The sequence below is a fragment of the Clostridioides sp. GD02367 genome, from assembly GCF_045900275.1.
Taxonomy (GTDB): Bacteria; Bacillota; Clostridia; order Peptostreptococcales; family Peptostreptococcaceae; genus Clostridioides; species Clostridioides difficile_A.
In genome coordinates, this window is record NZ_JBJODK010000013.1 from 90629 (window position 1) to 110943 (window position 20315).

General features: G+C 27.2%; 17 protein-coding genes. 1 reads left to right on the forward strand and 16 read right to left on the reverse strand.

Annotated features, from left to right (window positions below; genetic code table 11):
* Positions 1-32 precede the first annotated feature (32 nt).
* The 14 genes from Q3223_RS15635 to Q3223_RS15700 all read right to left on the reverse strand — a co-directional run bounded on the left by Q3223_RS15635 (position 33) and on the right by Q3223_RS15700 (position 13931).
* A complete protein-coding gene (locus Q3223_RS15635; RefSeq protein WP_054269930.1) occupies positions 33-776 on the reverse strand; it encodes an aminotransferase class IV in 744 nt (247 codons plus the stop codon).
* Positions 766-2115, reverse strand: coding sequence for an aminodeoxychorismate synthase component I (pabB, locus tag Q3223_RS15640; RefSeq protein WP_407812177.1), 1350 nt, complete (start codon positions 2113-2115; stop codon positions 766-768). Before pabB ends, Q3223_RS15635 begins: the two co-directional genes overlap by 11 nt.
* Before the next feature lies 1 nt (position 2116).
* Entirely contained in the window at positions 2117-2701 is a 585-nt protein-coding gene (locus Q3223_RS15645) for an aminodeoxychorismate/anthranilate synthase component II (protein WP_223152499.1), read from the reverse strand.
* Between the two features lie 21 nt (positions 2702-2722).
* The gene (locus Q3223_RS15650) at positions 2723-3442 is read right to left on the reverse strand and encodes a polysaccharide deacetylase family protein (protein ID WP_167640092.1); all 720 of its coding nucleotides are present in this window, start codon (positions 3440-3442) and stop codon (positions 2723-2725) included.
* A gap of 27 nt (positions 3443-3469) precedes the next feature.
* A complete protein-coding gene (locus Q3223_RS15655) occupies positions 3470-4534 on the reverse strand; it encodes a CAP domain-containing protein (RefSeq protein ID WP_407812178.1) in 1065 nt (354 codons plus the stop codon).
* Between the two features lie 146 nt (positions 4535-4680).
* Positions 4681-5490 carry an MORN repeat-containing protein gene (locus Q3223_RS15660; RefSeq protein ID WP_054269925.1) on the reverse strand — a complete coding sequence of 270 codons (810 nt, stop codon included), beginning with the start codon at positions 5488-5490 and terminating at the stop codon, positions 4681-4683.
* A 241-nt stretch (positions 5491-5731) separates the two neighbouring features.
* Entirely contained in the window at positions 5732-6598 is an 867-nt protein-coding gene (locus Q3223_RS15665) for a YitT family protein (RefSeq protein ID WP_054269924.1), read from the reverse strand.
* 522 nt (positions 6599-7120) lie between these two features.
* Positions 7121-7810, reverse strand: a complete 690-nt coding sequence (locus tag Q3223_RS15670; RefSeq protein WP_054269923.1) for an LrgB family protein — start codon at positions 7808-7810, stop codon at positions 7121-7123.
* Complete coding sequence (locus tag Q3223_RS15675) at positions 7803-8174, reverse strand: CidA/LrgA family protein (protein ID WP_054269922.1); 372 nt, start codon at positions 8172-8174, stop codon at positions 7803-7805. Before Q3223_RS15675 ends, Q3223_RS15670 begins: the two co-directional genes overlap by 8 nt.
* A gap of 179 nt (positions 8175-8353) precedes the next feature.
* Positions 8354-9751, reverse strand: a complete 1398-nt coding sequence (locus Q3223_RS15680; protein ID WP_407812179.1) for a tetratricopeptide repeat protein — start codon at positions 9749-9751, stop codon at positions 8354-8356.
* A 129-nt stretch (positions 9752-9880) separates the two neighbouring features.
* Positions 9881-10474, reverse strand: a complete 594-nt coding sequence (locus Q3223_RS15685; protein ID WP_054269921.1) for a helix-turn-helix domain-containing protein — start codon at positions 10472-10474, stop codon at positions 9881-9883.
* Positions 10475-10538: 64 nt separating this feature from the next.
* Complete coding sequence (locus Q3223_RS15690) at positions 10539-12002, reverse strand: VanW family protein (RefSeq protein ID WP_054269920.1); 1464 nt, start codon at positions 12000-12002, stop codon at positions 10539-10541.
* Between the two features lie 123 nt (positions 12003-12125).
* On the reverse strand, positions 12126-13517 hold the full coding sequence (locus Q3223_RS15695) for a hypothetical protein (RefSeq protein WP_054269919.1): 1392 nt from the start codon (positions 13515-13517) through the stop codon (positions 12126-12128).
* A 165-nt stretch (positions 13518-13682) separates the two neighbouring features.
* Complete coding sequence (locus Q3223_RS15700; protein WP_054269966.1) at positions 13683-13931, reverse strand: hypothetical protein; 249 nt, start codon at positions 13929-13931, stop codon at positions 13683-13685.
* 265 nt (positions 13932-14196) lie between these two features.
* On the opposite strand from Q3223_RS15700, the gene Q3223_RS15705 reads away from it, so the two are divergent.
* Positions 14197-16287: a peroxiredoxin gene (locus tag Q3223_RS15705; RefSeq protein ID WP_054269918.1), complete on the forward strand. Its 2091-nt coding sequence runs from the start codon at positions 14197-14199 to the stop codon at positions 16285-16287.
* A gap of 203 nt (positions 16288-16490) precedes the next feature.
* On the opposite strand, the gene Q3223_RS15710 is transcribed toward Q3223_RS15705, so the two are convergent.
* Positions 16491-17090 (reverse strand): viroplasmin family protein, encoded by a 600-nt coding sequence (locus Q3223_RS15710; protein ID WP_407812180.1) that lies wholly within the window; start codon positions 17088-17090, stop codon positions 16491-16493.
* A gap of 17 nt (positions 17091-17107) precedes the next feature.
* Positions 17108-20227 carry a helicase C-terminal domain-containing protein gene (locus tag Q3223_RS15715; protein WP_054269916.1) on the reverse strand — a complete coding sequence of 1040 codons (3120 nt, stop codon included), beginning with the start codon at positions 20225-20227 and terminating at the stop codon, positions 17108-17110.
* Positions 20228-20315 lie beyond the last annotated feature (88 nt).

Here is a 20315-nt window from a genome sequence, read left to right on the forward strand (position 1 = left end):
TCTTATCTCCAACAAATTGTTAATATTTTAATTTACTTTAAATATTCTACTATTTTATCGAAAATAGCATTTTTTTCATAAAATTTTATTTTGTCAATTTCTGTAACTTTCATAGCTCCCATAAGACTATTTGTGACAAAAACAAAATCAAAACTACTAATTTCTGATATATTAATTTCATTTTCTACCAACTCTATATGTAATTCGTCACAAATATTTATAATCCTCTTTTTTATTATTCCATTTAATATTGGTAATTTACCACTAGGAGTGTATACTATTTCTCCTTTTATAAAAAATATATTACTCATAGAGCATTCTAAGATTACACCCTCTGAATTTACAAATATACCATCATCATAACCATCTTTATTTGCAAAATTTTTAGTATATATATTTTCAAAATAATTTGTAGTTTTATGTCTATGAATCAAACTATCTCCTCTAATGATTGGTGAGACAGTTAATTTAAAGCCCTTTTCATATGTTTCTTGATTATATGGGATATCTCTGATAGATATATTATAACCTTTATCAAAAACAGTAATTCTAAGTGCTTTATCAACAATAGTTTCTTTTTTTATATATGTATTAATCTCATTTATCAAGAAGTCTTTTTCATGCTTTATATCTAGTTCTAAACACCTTATTGAATTAAGCATTCTTTCTATATGAAGATTTAAATCTATTGCTATACCATGTTCAACTTTAATAGTTTCAAATAAACCAATTCCAAACTTACTTAAACTGCTATCAAAACCTACATTATTCTTCATAATAACCCCTCAAAGCCTTCATTATAGATTTTGCTTTATCCATTGTTTCTTGATATTCTTCATCTGGGTCAGAATCCCAAGTCATTCCTCCTCCAACTTGGAAATAAACCTTTCTATCATCTTTTATTATTGTTCTAATTGCTATATTAAAATCCATATCACCATTAAAACCTATATAACCTATTGAACCAGTATATACACTTCTTTGTGTTGGCTCCAATTCATCTATAATTTCCATTGCTCTAATCTTAGGTGCTCCTGTTATAGAACCACCTGGAAAAGTAGCTTTTATTATATCAGTAGCATCCTTATCGTCTTTTAATTCACCTACAACTGTTGAAACTAAGTGATTTACATTTGCATATGGTTCAATTACAAATAGTTCTGGAACTTTTACACTTCCTGTTTTAGATATTCTACCAATATCATTTCTTTCTAAGTCCACTATCATAAGTAATTCAGCTCTATCTTTTTCACTATTTTTAAGTTCTTGTTGAAGCTTTAAGTCTTCTTCCCTATCCTTACCTCTTGGACGAGTACCTTTTATTGGTCTAGTTTCTATTTTCTTATCAATACATCTTATAAATCTTTCTGGAGAGTTTGATAATATATGTACATCATCAAAGTTTAAAAATGCTCCAAATGGTGCTGGACTAAATCTTCTTAAATCTCTGTATAGTTCAAAGCTTGTAAGTTCTGTTTCTCCACTGAACCTTTGTGTTAAGTTTGCTTGATATATATCCCCTTGTCTTATGTACTCTCTAACATTTTGAACTGCATTTTTAAATTCTTTCTTTGTGAAATTAGATTTAAGTCTTATAGGTTTAACTTCTTTTTCTTGATAACATATATTATCTATGCCTTTTTCTTCTTCTTTTAGTATTTTTTGTTCGATGTCATCAACTATCTTTTCTTCTAATTTCATATCTATATTTGGAGTAGCTATGTAAGTTTTTTCCATAAGATGGTCTACAACTATTACATGATTGTACAAACCAAAATACATATCAGGCATCCCAATATCATCTATAGCACTTCTAGGCAATTCTTCCATATAATTACCTAAATCATAAGACAAATATCCTACAGCTCCTCCTATAAATGGAAGGTTAGTATCATTTTTAACTCTATATTTATTTAGTTCTTCTTTTAAAAATTCTAATGGATTTTCGTCAGTATCTTTATATTTTAATACCTTAAATGGCTTACTACTTATAAAAGAATATCTTCCTAATTTTTCTTTATCCATAGCACTGTCTAATATAAAACTGTCATGTTCGTTTCTAAAAATAGTAAATATCTCAAAAGAATTAAGTTTAGTGTTTATCTCTCTTATCATATTACATATGTATCCTTTCTCTAGCTTCTGTTATAAAGTTTTTCAGCATCTCATGACCATACTCTGATAAAATAGCTTCTGGATGAAATTGTACTCCTTCTATTAAGTATTTTTTATGTCTAATTCCCATTATTTCACCTTTATCAGTTGTTGCTGTAACTTCTAGTTCTTCAGGAACTTTATTAGAATCAATTATTAGTGAATGATACCTAGTGACATTCAAAGGATTCTTAAGACCACTAAAAACCCCTTTATTAATATGGTTTATACTATGCACTTTTCCATGTACAGGTTGCTGTGCCTTTATAATATCTCCTCCAAAAACATGTCCAATAGTTTGGTGACCCAAACAAATTCCTAGTATAGGCTTTTTCCCTTTAAAATAGTTAACAATATCTATGCAAACACCAGCTTCTTTTGGAGAACATGGTCCTGGAGATAATACAATTACCTCTGGATTAAGTTCTTCAATATCACTTATTTTGATTTCATTATTTCTCTTTACTACGACTATTTCCCCTAATTCTTCTATGTATTGTACTAGGTTATACACAAAAGAATCATAATTGTCTATCATTAGAATCATACTAAAATCCCCCCCTAAAAATTATTTTATTAACTCAGAAACTGTTACGAATTTAAAGCCTTTTTCCATCATTTTTGGGATAAACATATCTAAAGCTTCAACTGTATCATTGGTTGCATAATCGTGTAAAAGTATTATATCTCCATTTTGTACTTTATTAATTATTTTATCAGCAATACTGTTAGCTCCAGGATTTTTCCAGTCCTTCACATCTACACCTGTCCATAAAACAACTTTATAGTCATGCTTTTTTGCAATTTCTACTAAGTCTTTTTCTCTATAACTTCCAAATGGTGGTCTAAATAATGTAGGTTTCTTTCCAGTCACTTCTTTTAAGATATCTTCACACTTAACAATCTCCTCTTCTATCTGATTAGAGCTTAAATTACTTATATCAGGGTGATTAAAAGTGTGATTTCCTATTTCATGCCCTTCTTTACTGGCTCTCACTAATGGTTCTTTATACCATTGAGCATGTTTACCAGCTATAAAAAAAGTAGCTTTTACATTGTATTTCTTTAATACATCTAAAACTTGGCTAGTTTCTTTTGGATGTGGTCCATCATCAAAGGTAATTGCTATTAACTTTTTTTCCCTTGAACCATGCTTAATTAAAACATTTCCATTAGTATCTGTCATCAAAGCAGAGACCTTACCAAAATTAGATACTAGTATTATTCCACAAAACAAGACTATCGCTACTAAACACTTATATGTTGTCCTCTTTTTCCATGGTGTCATTTTTAAACTTCCTTTCAAACATTTTAGTTATTTATAAAAATTTTGAGTGTAATATGTTTTATAGCTTCCTCCAAATATTACTCCAACTCCAATATTATTATAATTCCCCAAAATATTTTTTCTATGTCCTTCAGAATTCATCCAAGCTTCATGTGCATATATTGCGTTAATTTGCCCCGCTGCTATGTTTTCCCCAGCCGAAGTATATACGATTCCCTCCCTTTTCATTCTATCAAATGGAGTTTCATTATTTTTATTTATATGGTCAAAAAAATTATTATCTCTCATATCTTCACTATGCTTTCTTGAACTCAAAGTAGCTTGTTCACTGTATATTAGTGAATTTAATCCTCTTTGATTCCTAACACTATTTACAAGGTCTATAACTTCTAGTTCAAAACATTTTTTAAGCTCTTCTCTATCATCTGGATATAATTCTTTAAACTCATCTTCAGTACTTTTATCAATTATTAAATATGAACAAACTCTATTTTTTTCATGAATATCGTAGAAAATTGTAATATACTTGCCTTCTTTACTTATTATATCATATTGATTTTCTGAGTTTATTATATATCTAGTATTTCCTTTTCTCTTATATTTTAATGGTGTAATCTTAGTTCTCACTGTTTGCCTATCTTGATTTATTTTTATATCTTGGTTTTCACATGAATTCATAGAATTACTGTAAAGTGCTACTACCTCATTATTTTCAACACCAATCATTGCAAATTCTTTTCCATATTGATTATATACATACCAATCAAAGCCATATTCACTAGTATCAATTCTTCCAGGTTTCCCAATACTTGATAATACTTGATTTAAATTGTCTCCCAGACTTATTTTTTCAAAACTCTTTATATCTGATTCATCTAGATTTTCATTCTCAGTATTATTCAATTGTAAATTTTGATTTTTTTCTTTTTTATCTTTTTTTGAATTGTCACCTACATTTATCTTGTCTAAAAATTCATTCCATATTTCACTTTGAGAAATTTTTTCTTTTAAATCATATACTTCCTCTAACAATTCAGGACTATAAAATAAAACAATAAGTATTACTAACACTAATGCAATTAATTTCTTCAATATATCCCTCCTTCATAAAATCGAATTAAAATTTTTTAATATTCATTTAGTATACTAATAATGATAATATATACTAATAAATAACATTCATACCTATTCAAATTTACTAAGTATTATAAAAAAGCTTTACCTACTAATAGATAAAGCTACAGTCTTAAAGAAAATATTTCATCTAATGTTCTATCAAAAATGGATGGTTTATCAAATTTCCAAGTCCCTTCATAAACCAATTCATTATTTAGATAAAAAGTTCCTTGCCCATGTTTTTTTCCATGCATAAATTCACCTACATATTTCTTGCCTTTTTCCCATATATAAGTCCCTTTACCATGAATCAAATTGTTCTTCCATTCTCCTTCATAAAGTATTTCGCCTTCACTATTGTAACAAATACCATACCCTTCCATCTTTCCACCTTTAAATTCACCTGCATATATACATCCATCACTCCACTTGTAAATACCTTTCCCATCCTTCTTACCATTTTTCCAAGTTCCAATATACTCATCTTTACTATTATAGAGCATATTTCCAATACCATTCATTGTATCTTCTTCAAAATTACCTATATATTCATTTCCATTTGAAAATACAAAACTTCCTTTTCCATTTTTTTTATCTTGTTTAAACTCTCCTATGTACTCCATTTCTGTTCCTTCATCTACAAAAAAAGTATAAGAGCCTTGACCTTCCATCTTTCCCTCTAAAAACTTACCTACATATACATCCCCATTTGAAAATTTATATATTTTATTTTTTGGTTTTTTTGTATCTACTTCATCTATATCACGAATTGTTTTTCCTTCTAATTCTAATACTTCATTTTCTGGAGCAAAATCTCCCTTTTTTAAAACACGTTTTTTCATGTTCTTTATACTTTTAATCTCTTTATTTACTTCATTTATATATTTCAAATAATTATCATACAAATTAACATATTCTTTAGATAAATTCATAATGCCATTCCTCCAACGTTATTACTAGATATTTTACTAAATCCATTAAATTTATTATATCCTAATAGTGGTCATGTTTTCTACACATTAAGTAATTTTTTCAATTTTAATTTTAAAATGGCATCTTTTAAAGTGATACACAAATCATTAATAAAATCTTTATCTTCCACCTATTAAATTTAAATAGGCTGAGAGCCATAATATAAATTTATATATTATAGCTCTCAGCCTATAAAATTCTCTATAAATCTTTTGCTTTAAATCCTCTTCCTTTTACCTCTGTGACATCATTTACAGATATAAAGGCCTTTTTATCATACTTCAAAGCTATATCTTTTATCTTTGGTATCTCATTTGATGAAACTATTGTATATATAATTTTCTTTTTTTGATGAGTATATGCACCTTCTGCATCTAAAAAAGTTACACCCCTAACTAAACTCTTCATTATATCTTCTGCTATTAAATCGACTTCATTTGACATTACCATAACAGATTTTTGATAATTCATTGCATCTTTAATGAAGCTCATTGAATACGCATTTAGAAATAAACCTATAAGAGTATATAATGCTAAATCTAATCCAAATAAGAAACTTCCTGTAAGTACTATTAATCCATTTATTGCTAAAGCAGTATCTTTCATTTCTATGTTCTTCTTAATTTTTAGTATTGCAGCTATTATATCTGTACCACCTTGGGAAGACCTAGTTCTAAATACAACCCCAACACCTAAACCAGATAGTATCCCACCATATACACTTTGGAGTAATATATCATGTATAGGTATAATCTGACTTATTTCCTGAGTCGCACCTAATAATAATGAAAATACAATCATATTTACTAAACTTGAAATACAAAACTCTTTTTCAAGGTATATGAACCCTAAAATAAATATTGGGATATTGATTAAAAATGTTAATAGACCCACATTTATATTTGTCAAATAGTTTATAGATGTTGCTATACCTGTAGCACCTCCACTAAGCAGATGTGCTGGTCTTAAGAACCCATTTATACCTATAGATGTCATCAACATCCCAAATAACATTGTTGAATATCTTAAAACTGGATGTTTTTGTAGGGTATTCTTAACTTCACTCATTTCTTTCTCCCTTCAATCTTTCTAAATCTTTAGAATTTTAAAAACTTATCTTTACATATATTATATTATTCCTGATGTAATAGATAATATTTCAAATAAATTTTTATATAATTTCTTGAACTGTCATCTATTACATCATCTATTATAGTATCTTTTTCATATATGTCTAGTGCAATTTTTTATATTTTAATCTTTAAAAACGTTCAAATCATCTCATTTATGCTTTAAATAAAAATCCTTCTAGCACAATATGATACTATTTATTGTTTGACTTGCAATATAGTAAATTTATAGTATTCTTTTCTAAATATCTATTTTTACAGTAATTTATCTTATCTTAGCAAATTCAAATTTAATATTTATCTGTTCATAATTAATTGCTAAATGAAATTTTTGTTTTCATAATTTCAGTATATGATTTTTTTATTTCATTATTTGCATTTTTTTCATTCACTTTTTATTTTAAAATTTTTTTATTTTATTTTGTTTTAAGTATCCACAATACTAATTTTAATTTTATTTTTATATAAAATTCATTATAATTGGAATTAATATTACTGTAATTGTACCAGATACTCCAATAGAAACACCACTCATAGCTCCTTCTACTTCTCCAAGTTCAAAAGCTTTCGTAGTCCCTAGAGCATGTGCAGACGTTCCAAGTGCAATTCCTTTAGCAACTGGATGATTTATATTTCCAAGTTTAAATACTGTAGAAGCAACCATTCCACCAAAGATACCTGTAAAAATTATAGCCACAACTGTTATTGACTCTATACCATTTAAGGAATTTGCTAAAGATATTCCCATTGGTGTTGTTATAGATTTTGGAATCAAAGAGTTTATAATACTTACATCTGAATTAGCTATCTTACCAATTATCAATACAGATATAAAAGAAATTACTATACCACAACCTATACCTACAATAATTTCAACCATATGCTTTTTAAATAATTCAAATTGCTTATAAAGTGGAACTGCAAGTACTACTGTAACAGGACCTAGAAAGAAATTTATACTATCTGCTCCTATCTTGTAGTTCTCATAAGGAATTTTAGTTATGCTTAAAAACACTATTATTCCTACGATTGCAATTAACATGGGATTACATATAGGATTGTTCGTTTTTCGTTGGATATATCTCCCTAAATTAAAAAATACTATTGTCACTATTATACCAAACACTGGTGTTTGTAATACATTATACATCTTTTTGTCCTTCTTCCTTCTTTTTTATCATTTTTTCCACTATAACTCCAGTGGCATACATTACTATTAGTGTGCTTAAGCATATGACTAATAAAAGCACTAGTACATTTTCCTTTATCAGGTCTAATGATTTTATAAGTGACACACCTGCTGGGATGAAGAATATAGCCATATTATCAAGGAAAAATCCACTTATATTTTCTATACTACTCAAATCTAATACCTTAAGTTGTAGTAGCAAGAATAATAATAGCATCCCAACTATACTTCCAGGAATAAGTATAATTCCCTGTATAAAGGAACTTATATACTCTCCTATGACCCATATACATAAAATTATTACTAACTGATTGAAAACTTTCATTTTCCACCTCCAAAAACTAAAGAGATTGCTTCAAATCACATATTTGTAGTTTTTTCAACAAGCAAATATCTTTCTTCAAATAGAAAGTTATAATTTGATACAATCTCTTTTAAATTTATTTTTATTTTAATTTAATAAAATACATACTTGGTTGTTTCAAAAAACTTAACTATATAAACCTATTTTTCACTTAAAATCTCTTTTATTTTTGAATTGTTATACATGCTGTCTGGAACTTCACTTCTTAAACTATAGAAGGTTTGTTGTGCATTTTTTAAATCACCATTATCATAATAAAGCATCCCTAACTCATAATATGAATCATCATAATACTGGTCATGTTTAGTATAAGTATTTATATATTTTTTATAATATTTTATAGCTTCATCTTTATTTCCTAATAGCTTATTTGTTATGGCTAATTGATATATTGATTCAGAAATATATTTTTTAGTTTTCCCAGAAGAAACTACACTTTTAAAATTATCTATGGCTTTTTCATATTCTTTATTTTTCTTTAAATCTAGAGCTTGATAGTATAAATCTTCCTCATCAGCTACAGTTATCTCTCTTTCTGGTTCTTTATTTTTAGCCTCACTTAACTCTTTATTCGTTTTTTCTAATTTTTCACTTGTTTCTCCCAGCTTTTTATCAGTTTCATTTAGCTTTTCATCTTTACTACTTATTTGATTATTTAAATTTTCTATTCTCTTTTTACTTTGAATCAAATATACACCCATACCTACTAAAACACAAACAACTATAATATATGGTAAAATATTTTTCTTCTTTTTAACTTTTTTTACTTCTTCTTTTTTACTTGTATCTTCTTTTTCTTCCTCTTTCTTTTCAAATACTGGATTATCCTTATCTAACTCTTTAAGTTTATCTAAGTATCCTTCTCTCTTTTTTACATTGCCTAGTTTATCATACAGCAAAGATAAAATCACATATGGTTCTATTAGTTCAGGTTCTTCCTCAATTATATTCTCCAAAATATGTATTGACTCATAATTTAATTCTTCATTTATAAATCTTATAGAATGATTGTACCTTCCTAAAAATGTTTTAAAATCTTCGGATGAAATTAGATTTACATATTTTCTCGATATATGGTTATTTTCATAACATAAAGCTGTATAAAAGCTCTCAAATGACTTAGCAAAGTCACATTTTAATAGCTTTAAAAGACCTCTAAGATTTAGTATATCAATATCTTTAGGATTTATTTCTAAAGCCTTATTCACCATGTTAATAGCACTAGTTATATAGTTCTTATATGCCAAATCCAGTGCATTATTATATCTTTTGTATGATTCTAATTTTAATTCCTTTGATGTTGTGTCTGACTTTGAATTTAAAGCTCCTTGTAAGTTCAATAGTGTCTCTTCTTTATAATTTGTAGTCACATAGCTCTGCTTTAATGCTTTTAGTGTCTCGTCACCATCTTCTTCTTCTATGTTAAAAAAAGTCAAATCACTTTTATTATCTTCTATCAAAGATATATCTAAAATTTTTCTAGGCATGTTTTCTATGTCCTGTTTTATATCTTTAACTAAAATAATACTCACCTCCACTCTAAAATATATATTTAAGATAACATATTTAATATGTCAAGTCAAAACTATACATATTTTGCCATTATCCTAATAATAAAAAAGGTAATCCTCTTCTTCTTGTGAAAAGGTTACCTTTTTCCAATATTACTAACTTTTAATGTTGAATTTTTTTACTTTTCTATACAGTGTAGCTATGCCTATATTTAAAGCCTCAGCTACCTTTTTCATACCTTCTGTGTTACTTCCATATTTTTTTATAGCTTTTTCTATAGCTTCCCTCTCAAGGTCATCCATAGTCTTAACTTCTTGTTTATATAATTCATCTAATTTAAAAGATATTAAGTCAGACATACTTCTTATAAAAGCAGTTAACTCCTTGTCTTTTGAAAGTATTTTTTCCTTTTGTTCTTCATTAAATGCAGCTATACCCAAAATTCCAAGTATATGTTCTCCCATTTTAACAGGAGTACATATATCAGCTAACTCTTTACAATTTTCTCTATTTGCACATTGATTACAGTTCTCTTCTATTTCCTTATTTATAACATAGGATTTTCCATCTTTTAAAACAAGAGAGTATACTGATTTCTCTGAGATTGTCTCTCCTATTTTACCTCTGAATATTCCTGTCCCTGCTATCCTAGTTAAATCTTTTGTAACTAAAGTAACATCTACATCCAACACATTAGAAATATTCTCGCAAATACTTTGAACGTAATTCGTTATATTATTTAAATTCAAAGTAATCCCTCCTATTTAGATTTATATTTTTTAATACTCTACATAAATCCTATTCTTGAGAACTTTAAGCTTGCGGTTGTGGTTGTGTCTCATTAGGCTTATTATCAGTTGGTGGTGTTTCTGGTTTTTGTTGATTATTTTGATTATTCGAATTTTGATTGTTTTTATTTTCATCTGTCTTTGGCTTTTCTTCTGGTTTTGGTTCCATAGTTCCAACTAATATAATACCTTCCTTCTTAGGATAATATGAATTAGCTATTTTTTCAGTTTTAATTTTCTTACCATTAGCATCATTAAATGTTCTATATGTTGATACAGAATATGCATTTCTTCCGCTCTTTTCCACTTTTTCTTTGCCTTTAGGCATTGTAGAATCATTAACTCTTTTCATTGTAGTTTGTGAAACACCATCTAATTTTGTTGATATTGTTATATTTTGTTTGTCTTCTGCACTTCCATATATATTGCAAACAATTTGATTCCCTGAAACGTAATTTTTTATGTAAACTGGATGCTTTAGATTGTTTTTAAATAAGAAATCTATTCCACTATCTGCAACAGTTGCATCTCTTCCTTTTGGAACATAACTTGATGGTATTGTATGATTTTTTACATTAACAATTTCTAATCCTGCATATAACACAGAATTATATAGTGTTGACGAAACTTGACAAACTCCTCCACCATAGTCTTCTTCCATCTCACCTTCCATTATTACAGGTGCACTTTTATATCCATTTTCTTTACTTCTTTTACCTGTATGCTTGTTAAATGAAAAAGTTTCTCCTGGCATAAGTAATACATTACTTATATTATCTGTTGCTAATTTTATGTTTATACTTCTATTTACTTGAGAAGTTTTAAATGTTGTTGAATACTTGCCTAAATTTGTGTCTATATTAGCAAGTTGCTCTTTTTTTATCTTTGCTGGAGTAGCTTTTACTACTAACTTATTCTTATAATTTCCTTTTTTAGTTTGATTCTCAAAATTCTCCATACTCTTAGAAATATCCATTTTAAGACCATCAGAGTCTGGTACAACTTTTACTTTTTCACCACTTATATCAAGTGTTGCATCTTTTACCTCTACATCTATTTCTTTAGCTATCTTTTCCATTTCTGATTTTAGCTTATTTTTATCATAATTTGTCACTACTACTAAGTTGTTTTTCTTTCCAAAATTTGCTGAAATAGTTTTTGATAGATTTCCAAAGAAACCATTCTTTCTATTTAAATTATATGCATTTTCTACTGTTTTATCCAAATCTGCAGATAAATTTAAATCTTTACTTTTAACTTTCCAGTTTTTATCATTGTAGATAAACTCAACATTTTCTAATTTGTATTTTTTACTTAATTCCTGTTTTGCTTGTGCTTTAGTCAATTTGCCAATGTTTACTCCATTAACATATGTGTTTTTTGCTATTTTCTCCCCATTAAATTGCACACACATTATGCCTATAAAAATTATGACTACTAATGCTACAGCACCAATGGCTATAACTAGCTTTTTGTTCACATTACTCATCCCATACTTCTCCTTACAATAAAATTATTTATATACACCTACTATTATATTACTACATAATCTGCCTTAAAAACCCAAAAACTTTTTAATTATATAATAATTTAACATTATCAATATAATTAATTAATATTCATTTAGTCCTTTTTCTGATATGGCATATATTTTTTCATTGTAAATATTAATAGCATAAACCTCTTTACCTTTAAATAATCCTTTGTTTACTATAGCGTAATAATAAATATTTTTATACTTCCCAAATAACTCTTCTAATGTTTTTTTACTCTTTACATACCTCTCAGCTTTCTCTATATCTAATATCTCAACCTTTTTATATTTGTTATCTTTTTCATCAAGAGTATTAGTTAATACAAATTTAGCTTTATCTTTAGTAATACCAAATTGATAACTTCCATCCTCTAATATTCTAAAGTATCCATCTCCATAGTCTACTTTGTAATCTTTCTTACCATCTTTATATGAATATAAATCTTTAGTTTTTGCACTTACTAAAACCTCATTTACTAATTTGTCATACTCATATACTTCAGCATAATAATATTTATTATTTTTTATCATTTGTGGAAGTGAATTTATAGATAGATTTGACTTATCCTTGCCACTTTTTTTGGATATTACATTTATGATGTCATCAGATGTTAAAGTATACAATGATAAATTCTTCTTATATTTTTTCTCTAGACTTTGCACTTTTTCATCATCTGAATAATCTTCTTTTAAATATTCTATATACTGTAATGCTCTTTCATAATCTCCAGAAGTATTTGCCTCTTCAGCTCTACTTATATAATAATCATACATTTCCTCAATACATTGCTTTTTCGCATTTTGAGCCATATTATAATACTTCTCATCTTCTTTTAATACTTTATTATACTTTTCGATAGCTTCATAATACTTATATACTTTTTGGTCTTTGACTGCTGAATCATAAACATCTCTAGATTCCCTAATTGTTTCTATATTCTGTTTGTATACATCTAAATTACTACCCACTCCATTTAATATTGAAACAGTGTTTATGTAGTTAATGGCAACATCATAAGTAGTATTCTCTTCCTTATACATTTCCTTAACTCTATCCGCCTGAGTTAGCAAATCATCCACATCTATATTTATTTTATTTAGCTCTTTTACTGTATTTATTAATCCAATAAAACTTTCTTGACTTATATCTCCATCTAAGTATTTATCACCACTATTTAATAATAATTTGTTAATTTTTTTAGAAACAGACTTATTGAATCTTTCCATTTTTGAAGCAGAAAACTTTTTTTCTATACTCGCATAGTAATCAACAGCTATAGAATATTGTCTTTTATCTATGATTTTCAACAACTCATTAGCTTCATTCCCTACACTAAATTCATTACTGCTTAAGAAAAATACTATCATTAAAACAATTACGCCTAATGCTGATAATGAAACTGCAACTATAGACTTTCTTTTTTCATCAATAAAATCTACAGTTTTCTCAAATAAATCTCTAAAATTCATTATGGTTCCCTCTCCATTTAGCAATATTTATATTCTATGGTAAACTAAATTTCTTATTGGTTATTATATCATAATTCCTGAAAAAAAATAAAAACACAAGTTAAATCGTGTTTTTATTTTACCTATCAATCATTATTTTATACATAAATATTTCCTTTACATAAACTATGATATCTTTCTCTTTATATCTCTAGAATGACTTTTTTGTTTTTTATTAGCACTGACATTTTTCATTCTTGTTTTATGTACAGTTTTATTATCAAATATTTTTCTAGCATTGCATAAAACAATTCCAGTTGTTAAACAAACTGTAACTACACCGCCCATCAAAAAGTAATAATCCAATCCTATATGTACTCCCATAACTGAATTTATTAATACTAATGCAAAAGTCATTGCAAAACATATCATCATGGAGATAACTAAAATTCTTAGAATTTTTTTCAATCCAATCACCTCGTATAATCACTAATATTGACACTACCCCTTATCCATTACTATACCAAATTAGTAAAAAAATAGCAATTACTATTGTCATTTATATTAGGAATATATTAAATATTTTTAATAAATATCTTTTTTTGACATTAGGATTCGTTAATTTTTAATAAAGTAGTAACACTAATCTGTATTAATTAATAGAATAAAATAAATGATAATTTATTGAGGGGTGATTTACATGCCAAATTTGCCAAGTTTAGGATCAAAGGCTCCTGATTTTAAAGCCAATACAACAAACGGCCCTATTAGACTCTCTGATTATAAAGGTAATTGGATTGTTTTATTTTCACATCCTGGTGATTTTACACCAGTTTGTACTACAGAATTTTTGTGCTTTGCTAAATATTATGACGAGTTCAAAAAAAGAAATACAGAGTTAATTGGTCTAAGCGTCGATAGTAACAGTTCACATCTAGCTTGGATGTACAATATTTCTTTGCTTACAGGTGTAGAAATTCCATTTCCTATTATAGAAGATAGAGATATGAGAATTGCAAAGTTATATGGTATGATATCAAAACCAATGAGTGATACATCAACTGTTCGTTCTGTATTTATTATAGATAATAATCAAATTTTGAGAACGATTCTTTATTATCCACTTACTACAGGAAGAAATATTCCAGAAATACTTAGAATAGTAGATGCTCTTCAAACTAGCGACAGAGACAACATAGTTACACCTGCAAACTGGTTCCCTGGTATGCCAGTGATTTTACCATATCCTAAAAACTATAAAGAATTAAAAAACAGGGTTAACAGCTGTAATAAGAAATATTCCTGCATGGACTGGTACTTATGTTTTGTACCAGATAATTATAATGACGAAGAATTAAACAAGAAAATTGATAATACTTGTAGCTGGAATACAGAACATACTAAAAACATTGAAAATAAAGGTGATTGTGAAGACAAAAATACTGACTACATGCACAAAACTCACGATTGTAAGGAAGAACACAGTAATGATACTAAAAAAGATTTTAACTGTGAACAAAAGCACACTAAAAATACCAATAAAACTTGTAACTCTAAACAAAATAAGCTTAAAGATAAATCTTGTGATGTAATGAATCATAACTACGATAAAGAAGATAGTAGTTATGAGGATTTCTATAAAGAAAATTATAAAAACTATGATTATACTAGTGAAAAAAATACTAAGAAAATAGCTATGAAGACTTTGAAGGATTCAAAAAAATTAGTTAGACCACAAATAACAGACCCATACAATCCAATAGTTGAAAATGCAAATTGTCCAGATATAAATCCAATTGTGGTAGAATATGTTCTTGGTAATCCAACTAATGTAGATGCTCAACTATTAGATGCAGTTATCTTTGCTTTTGCAGAGATAGACCAGTCTGGTAATTTATTTATCCCTTATCCTAGATTTTTAAATCAATTACTTGCTCTTAAAGCTGAAAAGCCTAGTTTAAAAGTAATTGTAGCTATTGGAGGTTGGGGAGCTGAAGGCTTCTCTGATGCAGCATTAACTCCTACATCCAGATACAATTTTGCAAGACAGGTTAATCAGATGATAAATGAATATGCTTTAGATGGAGTTGATATAGACTGGGAATATCCTGGAAGTAGTGCATCTGGAATAGTATCAAGACCTGAGGATAGAGAAAACTTTACACTTTTATTAACAGCCATAAGAGATGTTATAGGAGATGAAAAATGGCTTAGTGTGGCTGGAACAGGAGATAGAGGGTATATAAATTCAAGTGCTGAAATAGATAAAATAGCTCCAATAATAGATTATTTTAATCTTATGAGTTATGATTTTACAGCAGGTGAAACAGGTCCAAATGGTAGAAAACATCAAGCAAATCTTTTTGAATCTGATTTATCTTTACCAGGATATAGCGTTGATATAATGGTAAGAAATCTCGAAAATGCTGGAATGCCTTCTGAAAAAATACTTCTTGGTATTCCATTTTATGGAAGATTAGGTGCTACTATAACAAGAACTTACGATGAACTTAGAAGAGATTATATAAATAAAAATGGGTATGAATATAGATTTGACAATGTTGCTCAAGTTCCATATTTAGTTAAGGATGGAGAGTTTGCAATGTCCTATGACGATTCTTTATCTATATTCTTAAAAACTCAATATGTTCTTAGAAATTGTCTAGGTGGCGTATTCTCATGGACATCAACTTATGACCAAGCAAATATATTGGCTAGAACTATGTCCATTGGTATAAATGACCCTGATGTATTAAAAGATGAACTTGAAGGTATCTATGGTCAGTTCTAATATAATGTAAGGAAATTTTATAGTTTTGTTATACAAAAAAGCAGATTGTATTATATTAAATAAACTTTGTCTAATTAATAATACTGATTAGTTACTTATAAATTAGATACTTATTTTCTAATAATACAATCCTGCTTTTTAATTATGAGTTAAGAGTTTAAATATACTCCTACAACATCTTATTATATGTCAATAATCTTTTATTATATCCCAATAGCTTTTTTAGCTAATTTGTCAGCTTCCTCATTATATTGGTTTCCAGAATGTGCTTTGACTTTTGTAAATTTTACATTTAGTTTAGCTTTGATACTATTATAGAAGTTTTTATATGCTATAGTTCCTTCTTTATTCGTTTTCCAAACTCCAATACACCACTTTTCTATACCTTCATAATCAAAATATAAAATCAAATTTTGAATATTATTCTCAAGACAGTATTGCATTGCAATTTTAGAAGCTTCTATTTCTCCAGCTACATTTCTCATTCCTACAAGAGTTTCATCTTTTCCTTTTTCACTATATGTTTTTATAACTTCATTATTTTTTAAAATAACAACACCTGAACCATACATCTTTATTGAATGTTCATAGCTTCCATCTACATATGCCTCTATAAATTCTTCATCTTCTTTAAAGCTAGTTTTTTTTGAACCATAAATATATTCTTTTGCTTCTTGTAAAGTAGGAAAACTCTTATATTCAGCTCCTGAAAATCCGTTTACCTGCTTTTTGCACTCATCCCATGTATTATATACACCTATATTTTTACCCTTTTTTACAGCATAAAACTTTTGTTTTGCCAAATATATCACTCCCACCTTTAGTTTTTATGTTCTTCTCTCATAAATATATCTAGATTTATCAGATAGTTCCTATCAAAATACTTTACTTTCATATCTTTATTTATAATATCTATATAATACACTTCCCCTTTTATAGCTCTTTGTCTTATATTTTCATTCATATCTTTTCTTATTATATCTTTATCAACATCATTCTTATCTATTCTAGCATCAACATTTAGTGCTTTTACAGTGTCAAATATAACAGATTTTAGGATTGAACTTCTAGATTTATTTAAATGATGCTTTATATAGGTATAAAATTCATTACTATTCATTTTAGAAATTTTACAACCATGCAAATCTTTCTCTAACCTCTTTAGTATACTTATATTGGTTCCTGCATCAAAAATCACAAAACATCCATAATCATATTTACTTCTTAAAATTCTCCCCATAGCTTGTTTTACCTTGATTGTCATTTGTGGATAATTTATAGTGTAGTAATCTATATTATACTTCTTCATTATAGTAAAATACAAAGGGTCTTTTGGATTTAGATTTGGAAGCTTGTCTAACGTTACACATACCAGACCATCTCCTGGAATATCTACACCTTCAAAACATCCTTTTGAGCCAAGTACAACACACTTTCGATTCAAATCATTAAGATGTCTAATCCCTTTTTTATCAGCATAAAGTTCTAAATTAAAACCATGTAAATATTTTTTCAATATTTCATAAGTCTTTTCCTGTCTATCTTTACTATTAAAAAGAGCCAATGTATGACCTTCTGTAATTTGTGATATATTAGATATAATTTTACTCATTTCATTTGGGAATTCAGTATTCCTGTATTCACATATATCAGAAAAGGCAACTACAGATACCATATTTTTATAATCAAAAATTGGTTCTATAATCTTTTCTACATTCTTAACTCTATCTATTCCTAATGTATTTTTAAAATAAGACATATTTTCAGATAAACTCAAGGTTGCAGATAAAAATATTCCTTTTTCTAACTGAGATAAGATATTTTCTTCAAATAAATCTGCTATTTTTAATGGAACTACTCTAAATTCAAAATCATTATAATTCTTCTCAATTTCAACTATTCTTGCATAATCATCCTTTTCATCATACTCTAAAAATATTTCAAATATAATCTTTATATCCTCTAAGTCTCTCGCCTTCGCTTTCCCAAATTTATATATGTCGGTTTCTTTATCTATACTATCATCATCAATATTTCTATAAATTGTTATTATTATTGCAACTAAATTTTTTATTATTTTTTCACAACTTGATTTTATCTTTTCACTATACAATCTATAACTTATTTCAGTATCTATACCATCTTTTTTTAGTTTTCCCACAATTTCATCTATTTGCAGATTTAATTCCCATCTTAAATTATAATTACTTACACTATTATATTCATTACAACTACCAAAGTCTAATATTGAATCTATCTCTTCAAGAATAAGATTTATACTTCTAGCAATTTTTTGTTTATCTTTTCTTTCAATTTTTAATACATGATAAAATTTATCAAAAGCCTTTATTTTTCTCATATTTTTACTATATTTTTTATATATGAAGCTACTATCTTGAATGAATTCATATGGATAAATTTCTTGCAATAAATATCTTAAAGATTTTGAATTTATAATGCTTGAAAAGAAATCATATCCTTTTTCAGTCAAATTATGTGCTTCATCTACTATTATATTTTCTAGAGGTTTTTCATCTTTATATGGCCATTTAGCTAATAAAGAATGGTTTACTACTGTTATATGTTCTTCTTTCAATTCTTCTGTTCTTTTCTTATATAGGCAATCTTTTTTACACTTTTTAGGTCTACACATATTTGGGTCACAGCTTATATTTCTCAAGTGTACATTTATTTCCTTAAAATTATCCAACACCCAATAATTTATTTCTTCTATATCTCCATGTTTACCACCTTCAACTAATCTCTCTAAAAATATCAAAGACAATATTTCTCCCTTAGTAGGCTCTTGAGATTCGTAATCTGCTATATATGCTTCCAATCTATCTATGCAAATATAGTTATTTTTTCCTTTTATATACCCATAACTTACTTTTCCATTTAACCCTAAAGAGTCTAACACGTTTGGAATGTCTTTATTTATTAATTGTATCTGCAATTCCTTTGTATCAGTAGAAATTAACAACCTTTTCTTATTAATTCTAGATTCTAATATCGCTGGCAATAAATACCCTACACTTTTACCTATACCAGTTGGTGCTTCTATACATGCAATTTTTTCATCATCTTCACTATTTCTAAACAACTCTCTTATCATTTTAGTAAGCTCATACTGACCTGTTCTATACTCATATGTAAATCCTTCTTTATTCTCCCATATGGTCTTGTATCTCAATAGTTCTTCATAATTATTTTTCTCTTCATTTAAAATTTTTAATGTTTCTCTTTCTTTTTTCTTCTCTTCTTTTGAGTTAGGCTTCTTATATTCTTTTTTAATATTTATATTATTTGATAAATCATAGTTTGCATCCTCTAAAAATTTACTCCATTCCCAGGTTGAAAGATTAAACTTCTTAAGATAAGAATTTATTTTAAAACTCAATGGCTCTAAAGTACTTTTCTCATAATTATTAAATCTTACTAGGAGACAATTTAAAATATTTATGATATCAAATACATCTGATAGAGCTCTATTTTTTATTTTAGAATCGCAAGCAGTCAAATTATTTTTTAAATACTCTAGACTATATTCTTTATGATATGGTTCTAAAATAACTGCTAATTCAATTAAATCAATAAACTTATTTTTTAACTTTGGCATATGATACTCAAAAAACTTTTTTTTCAAACTTAAATCATGACATATAATCAAACTATCTTCTACAAAATTTATAAGTTCATCTTCTACTTTTTCTATATCATGAGCTATTTCTAAATCACTTTTATTTAAATTACTACATAGTGAAAATACTTCTATAGGTACATCGTATTTATTTTTTATTAATGATTGATATGTATCTATCTTCCAATCTTTAACCTTAACAGCTCCAGCTTCTAAAATTTCTGAATTTAAATAATCTAATCCACTAATTTCTATATCTAAAAAAACAACATTATTCAACATACTTATTATATTATCCATTTTTATATCCCTTCAAGTTAAACAAGTCTAACTTATTTACAATAATTGCTCTTTATATTTTATCATTTATATGTACTTTATTTAATAT

Coding starts and splice junctions, on each gene's coding strand:
- Q3223_RS15670 (WP_054269923.1), bottom strand. CDS start 7,810: ATGTATAATGTATTACAAACACCAGTGTTTGGTATAATAGTGACAATA.
- Q3223_RS15705 (WP_054269918.1), top strand. CDS start 14,197: ATGCCAAATTTGCCAAGTTTAGGATCAAAGGCTCCTGATTTTAAAGCC.
- Q3223_RS15635 (WP_054269930.1), bottom strand. CDS start 776: ATGAAGAATAATGTAGGTTTTGATAGCAGTTTAAGTAAGTTTGGAATT.
- Q3223_RS15650 (WP_167640092.1), bottom strand. CDS start 3,442: ATGACACCATGGAAAAAGAGGACAACATATAAGTGTTTAGTAGCGATA.
- Q3223_RS15700 (WP_054269966.1), bottom strand. CDS start 13,931: ATGATGATATGTTTTGCAATGACTTTTGCATTAGTATTAATAAATTCA.
- Q3223_RS15665 (WP_054269924.1), bottom strand. CDS start 6,598: ATGAGTGAAGTTAAGAATACCCTACAAAAACATCCAGTTTTAAGATAT.
- Q3223_RS15660 (WP_054269925.1), bottom strand. CDS start 5,490: ATGAATTTATCTAAAGAATATGTTAATTTGTATGATAATTATTTGAAA.
- Q3223_RS15645 (WP_223152499.1), bottom strand. CDS start 2,701: ATGATTCTAATGATAGACAATTATGATTCTTTTGTGTATAACCTAGTA.
- Q3223_RS15690 (WP_054269920.1), bottom strand. CDS start 12,002: ATGAGTAATGTGAACAAAAAGCTAGTTATAGCCATTGGTGCTGTAGCA.
- Q3223_RS15675 (WP_054269922.1), bottom strand. CDS start 8,174: ATGAAAGTTTTCAATCAGTTAGTAATAATTTTATGTATATGGGTCATA.
- pabB (WP_407812177.1), bottom strand. CDS start 2,115: ATGATAAGAGAGATAAACACTAAACTTAATTCTTTTGAGATATTTACT.
- Q3223_RS15695 (WP_054269919.1), bottom strand. CDS start 13,517: ATGAATTTTAGAGATTTATTTGAGAAAACTGTAGATTTTATTGATGAA.
- Q3223_RS15715 (WP_054269916.1), bottom strand. CDS start 20,227: ATGGATAATATAATAAGTATGTTGAATAATGTTGTTTTTTTAGATATA.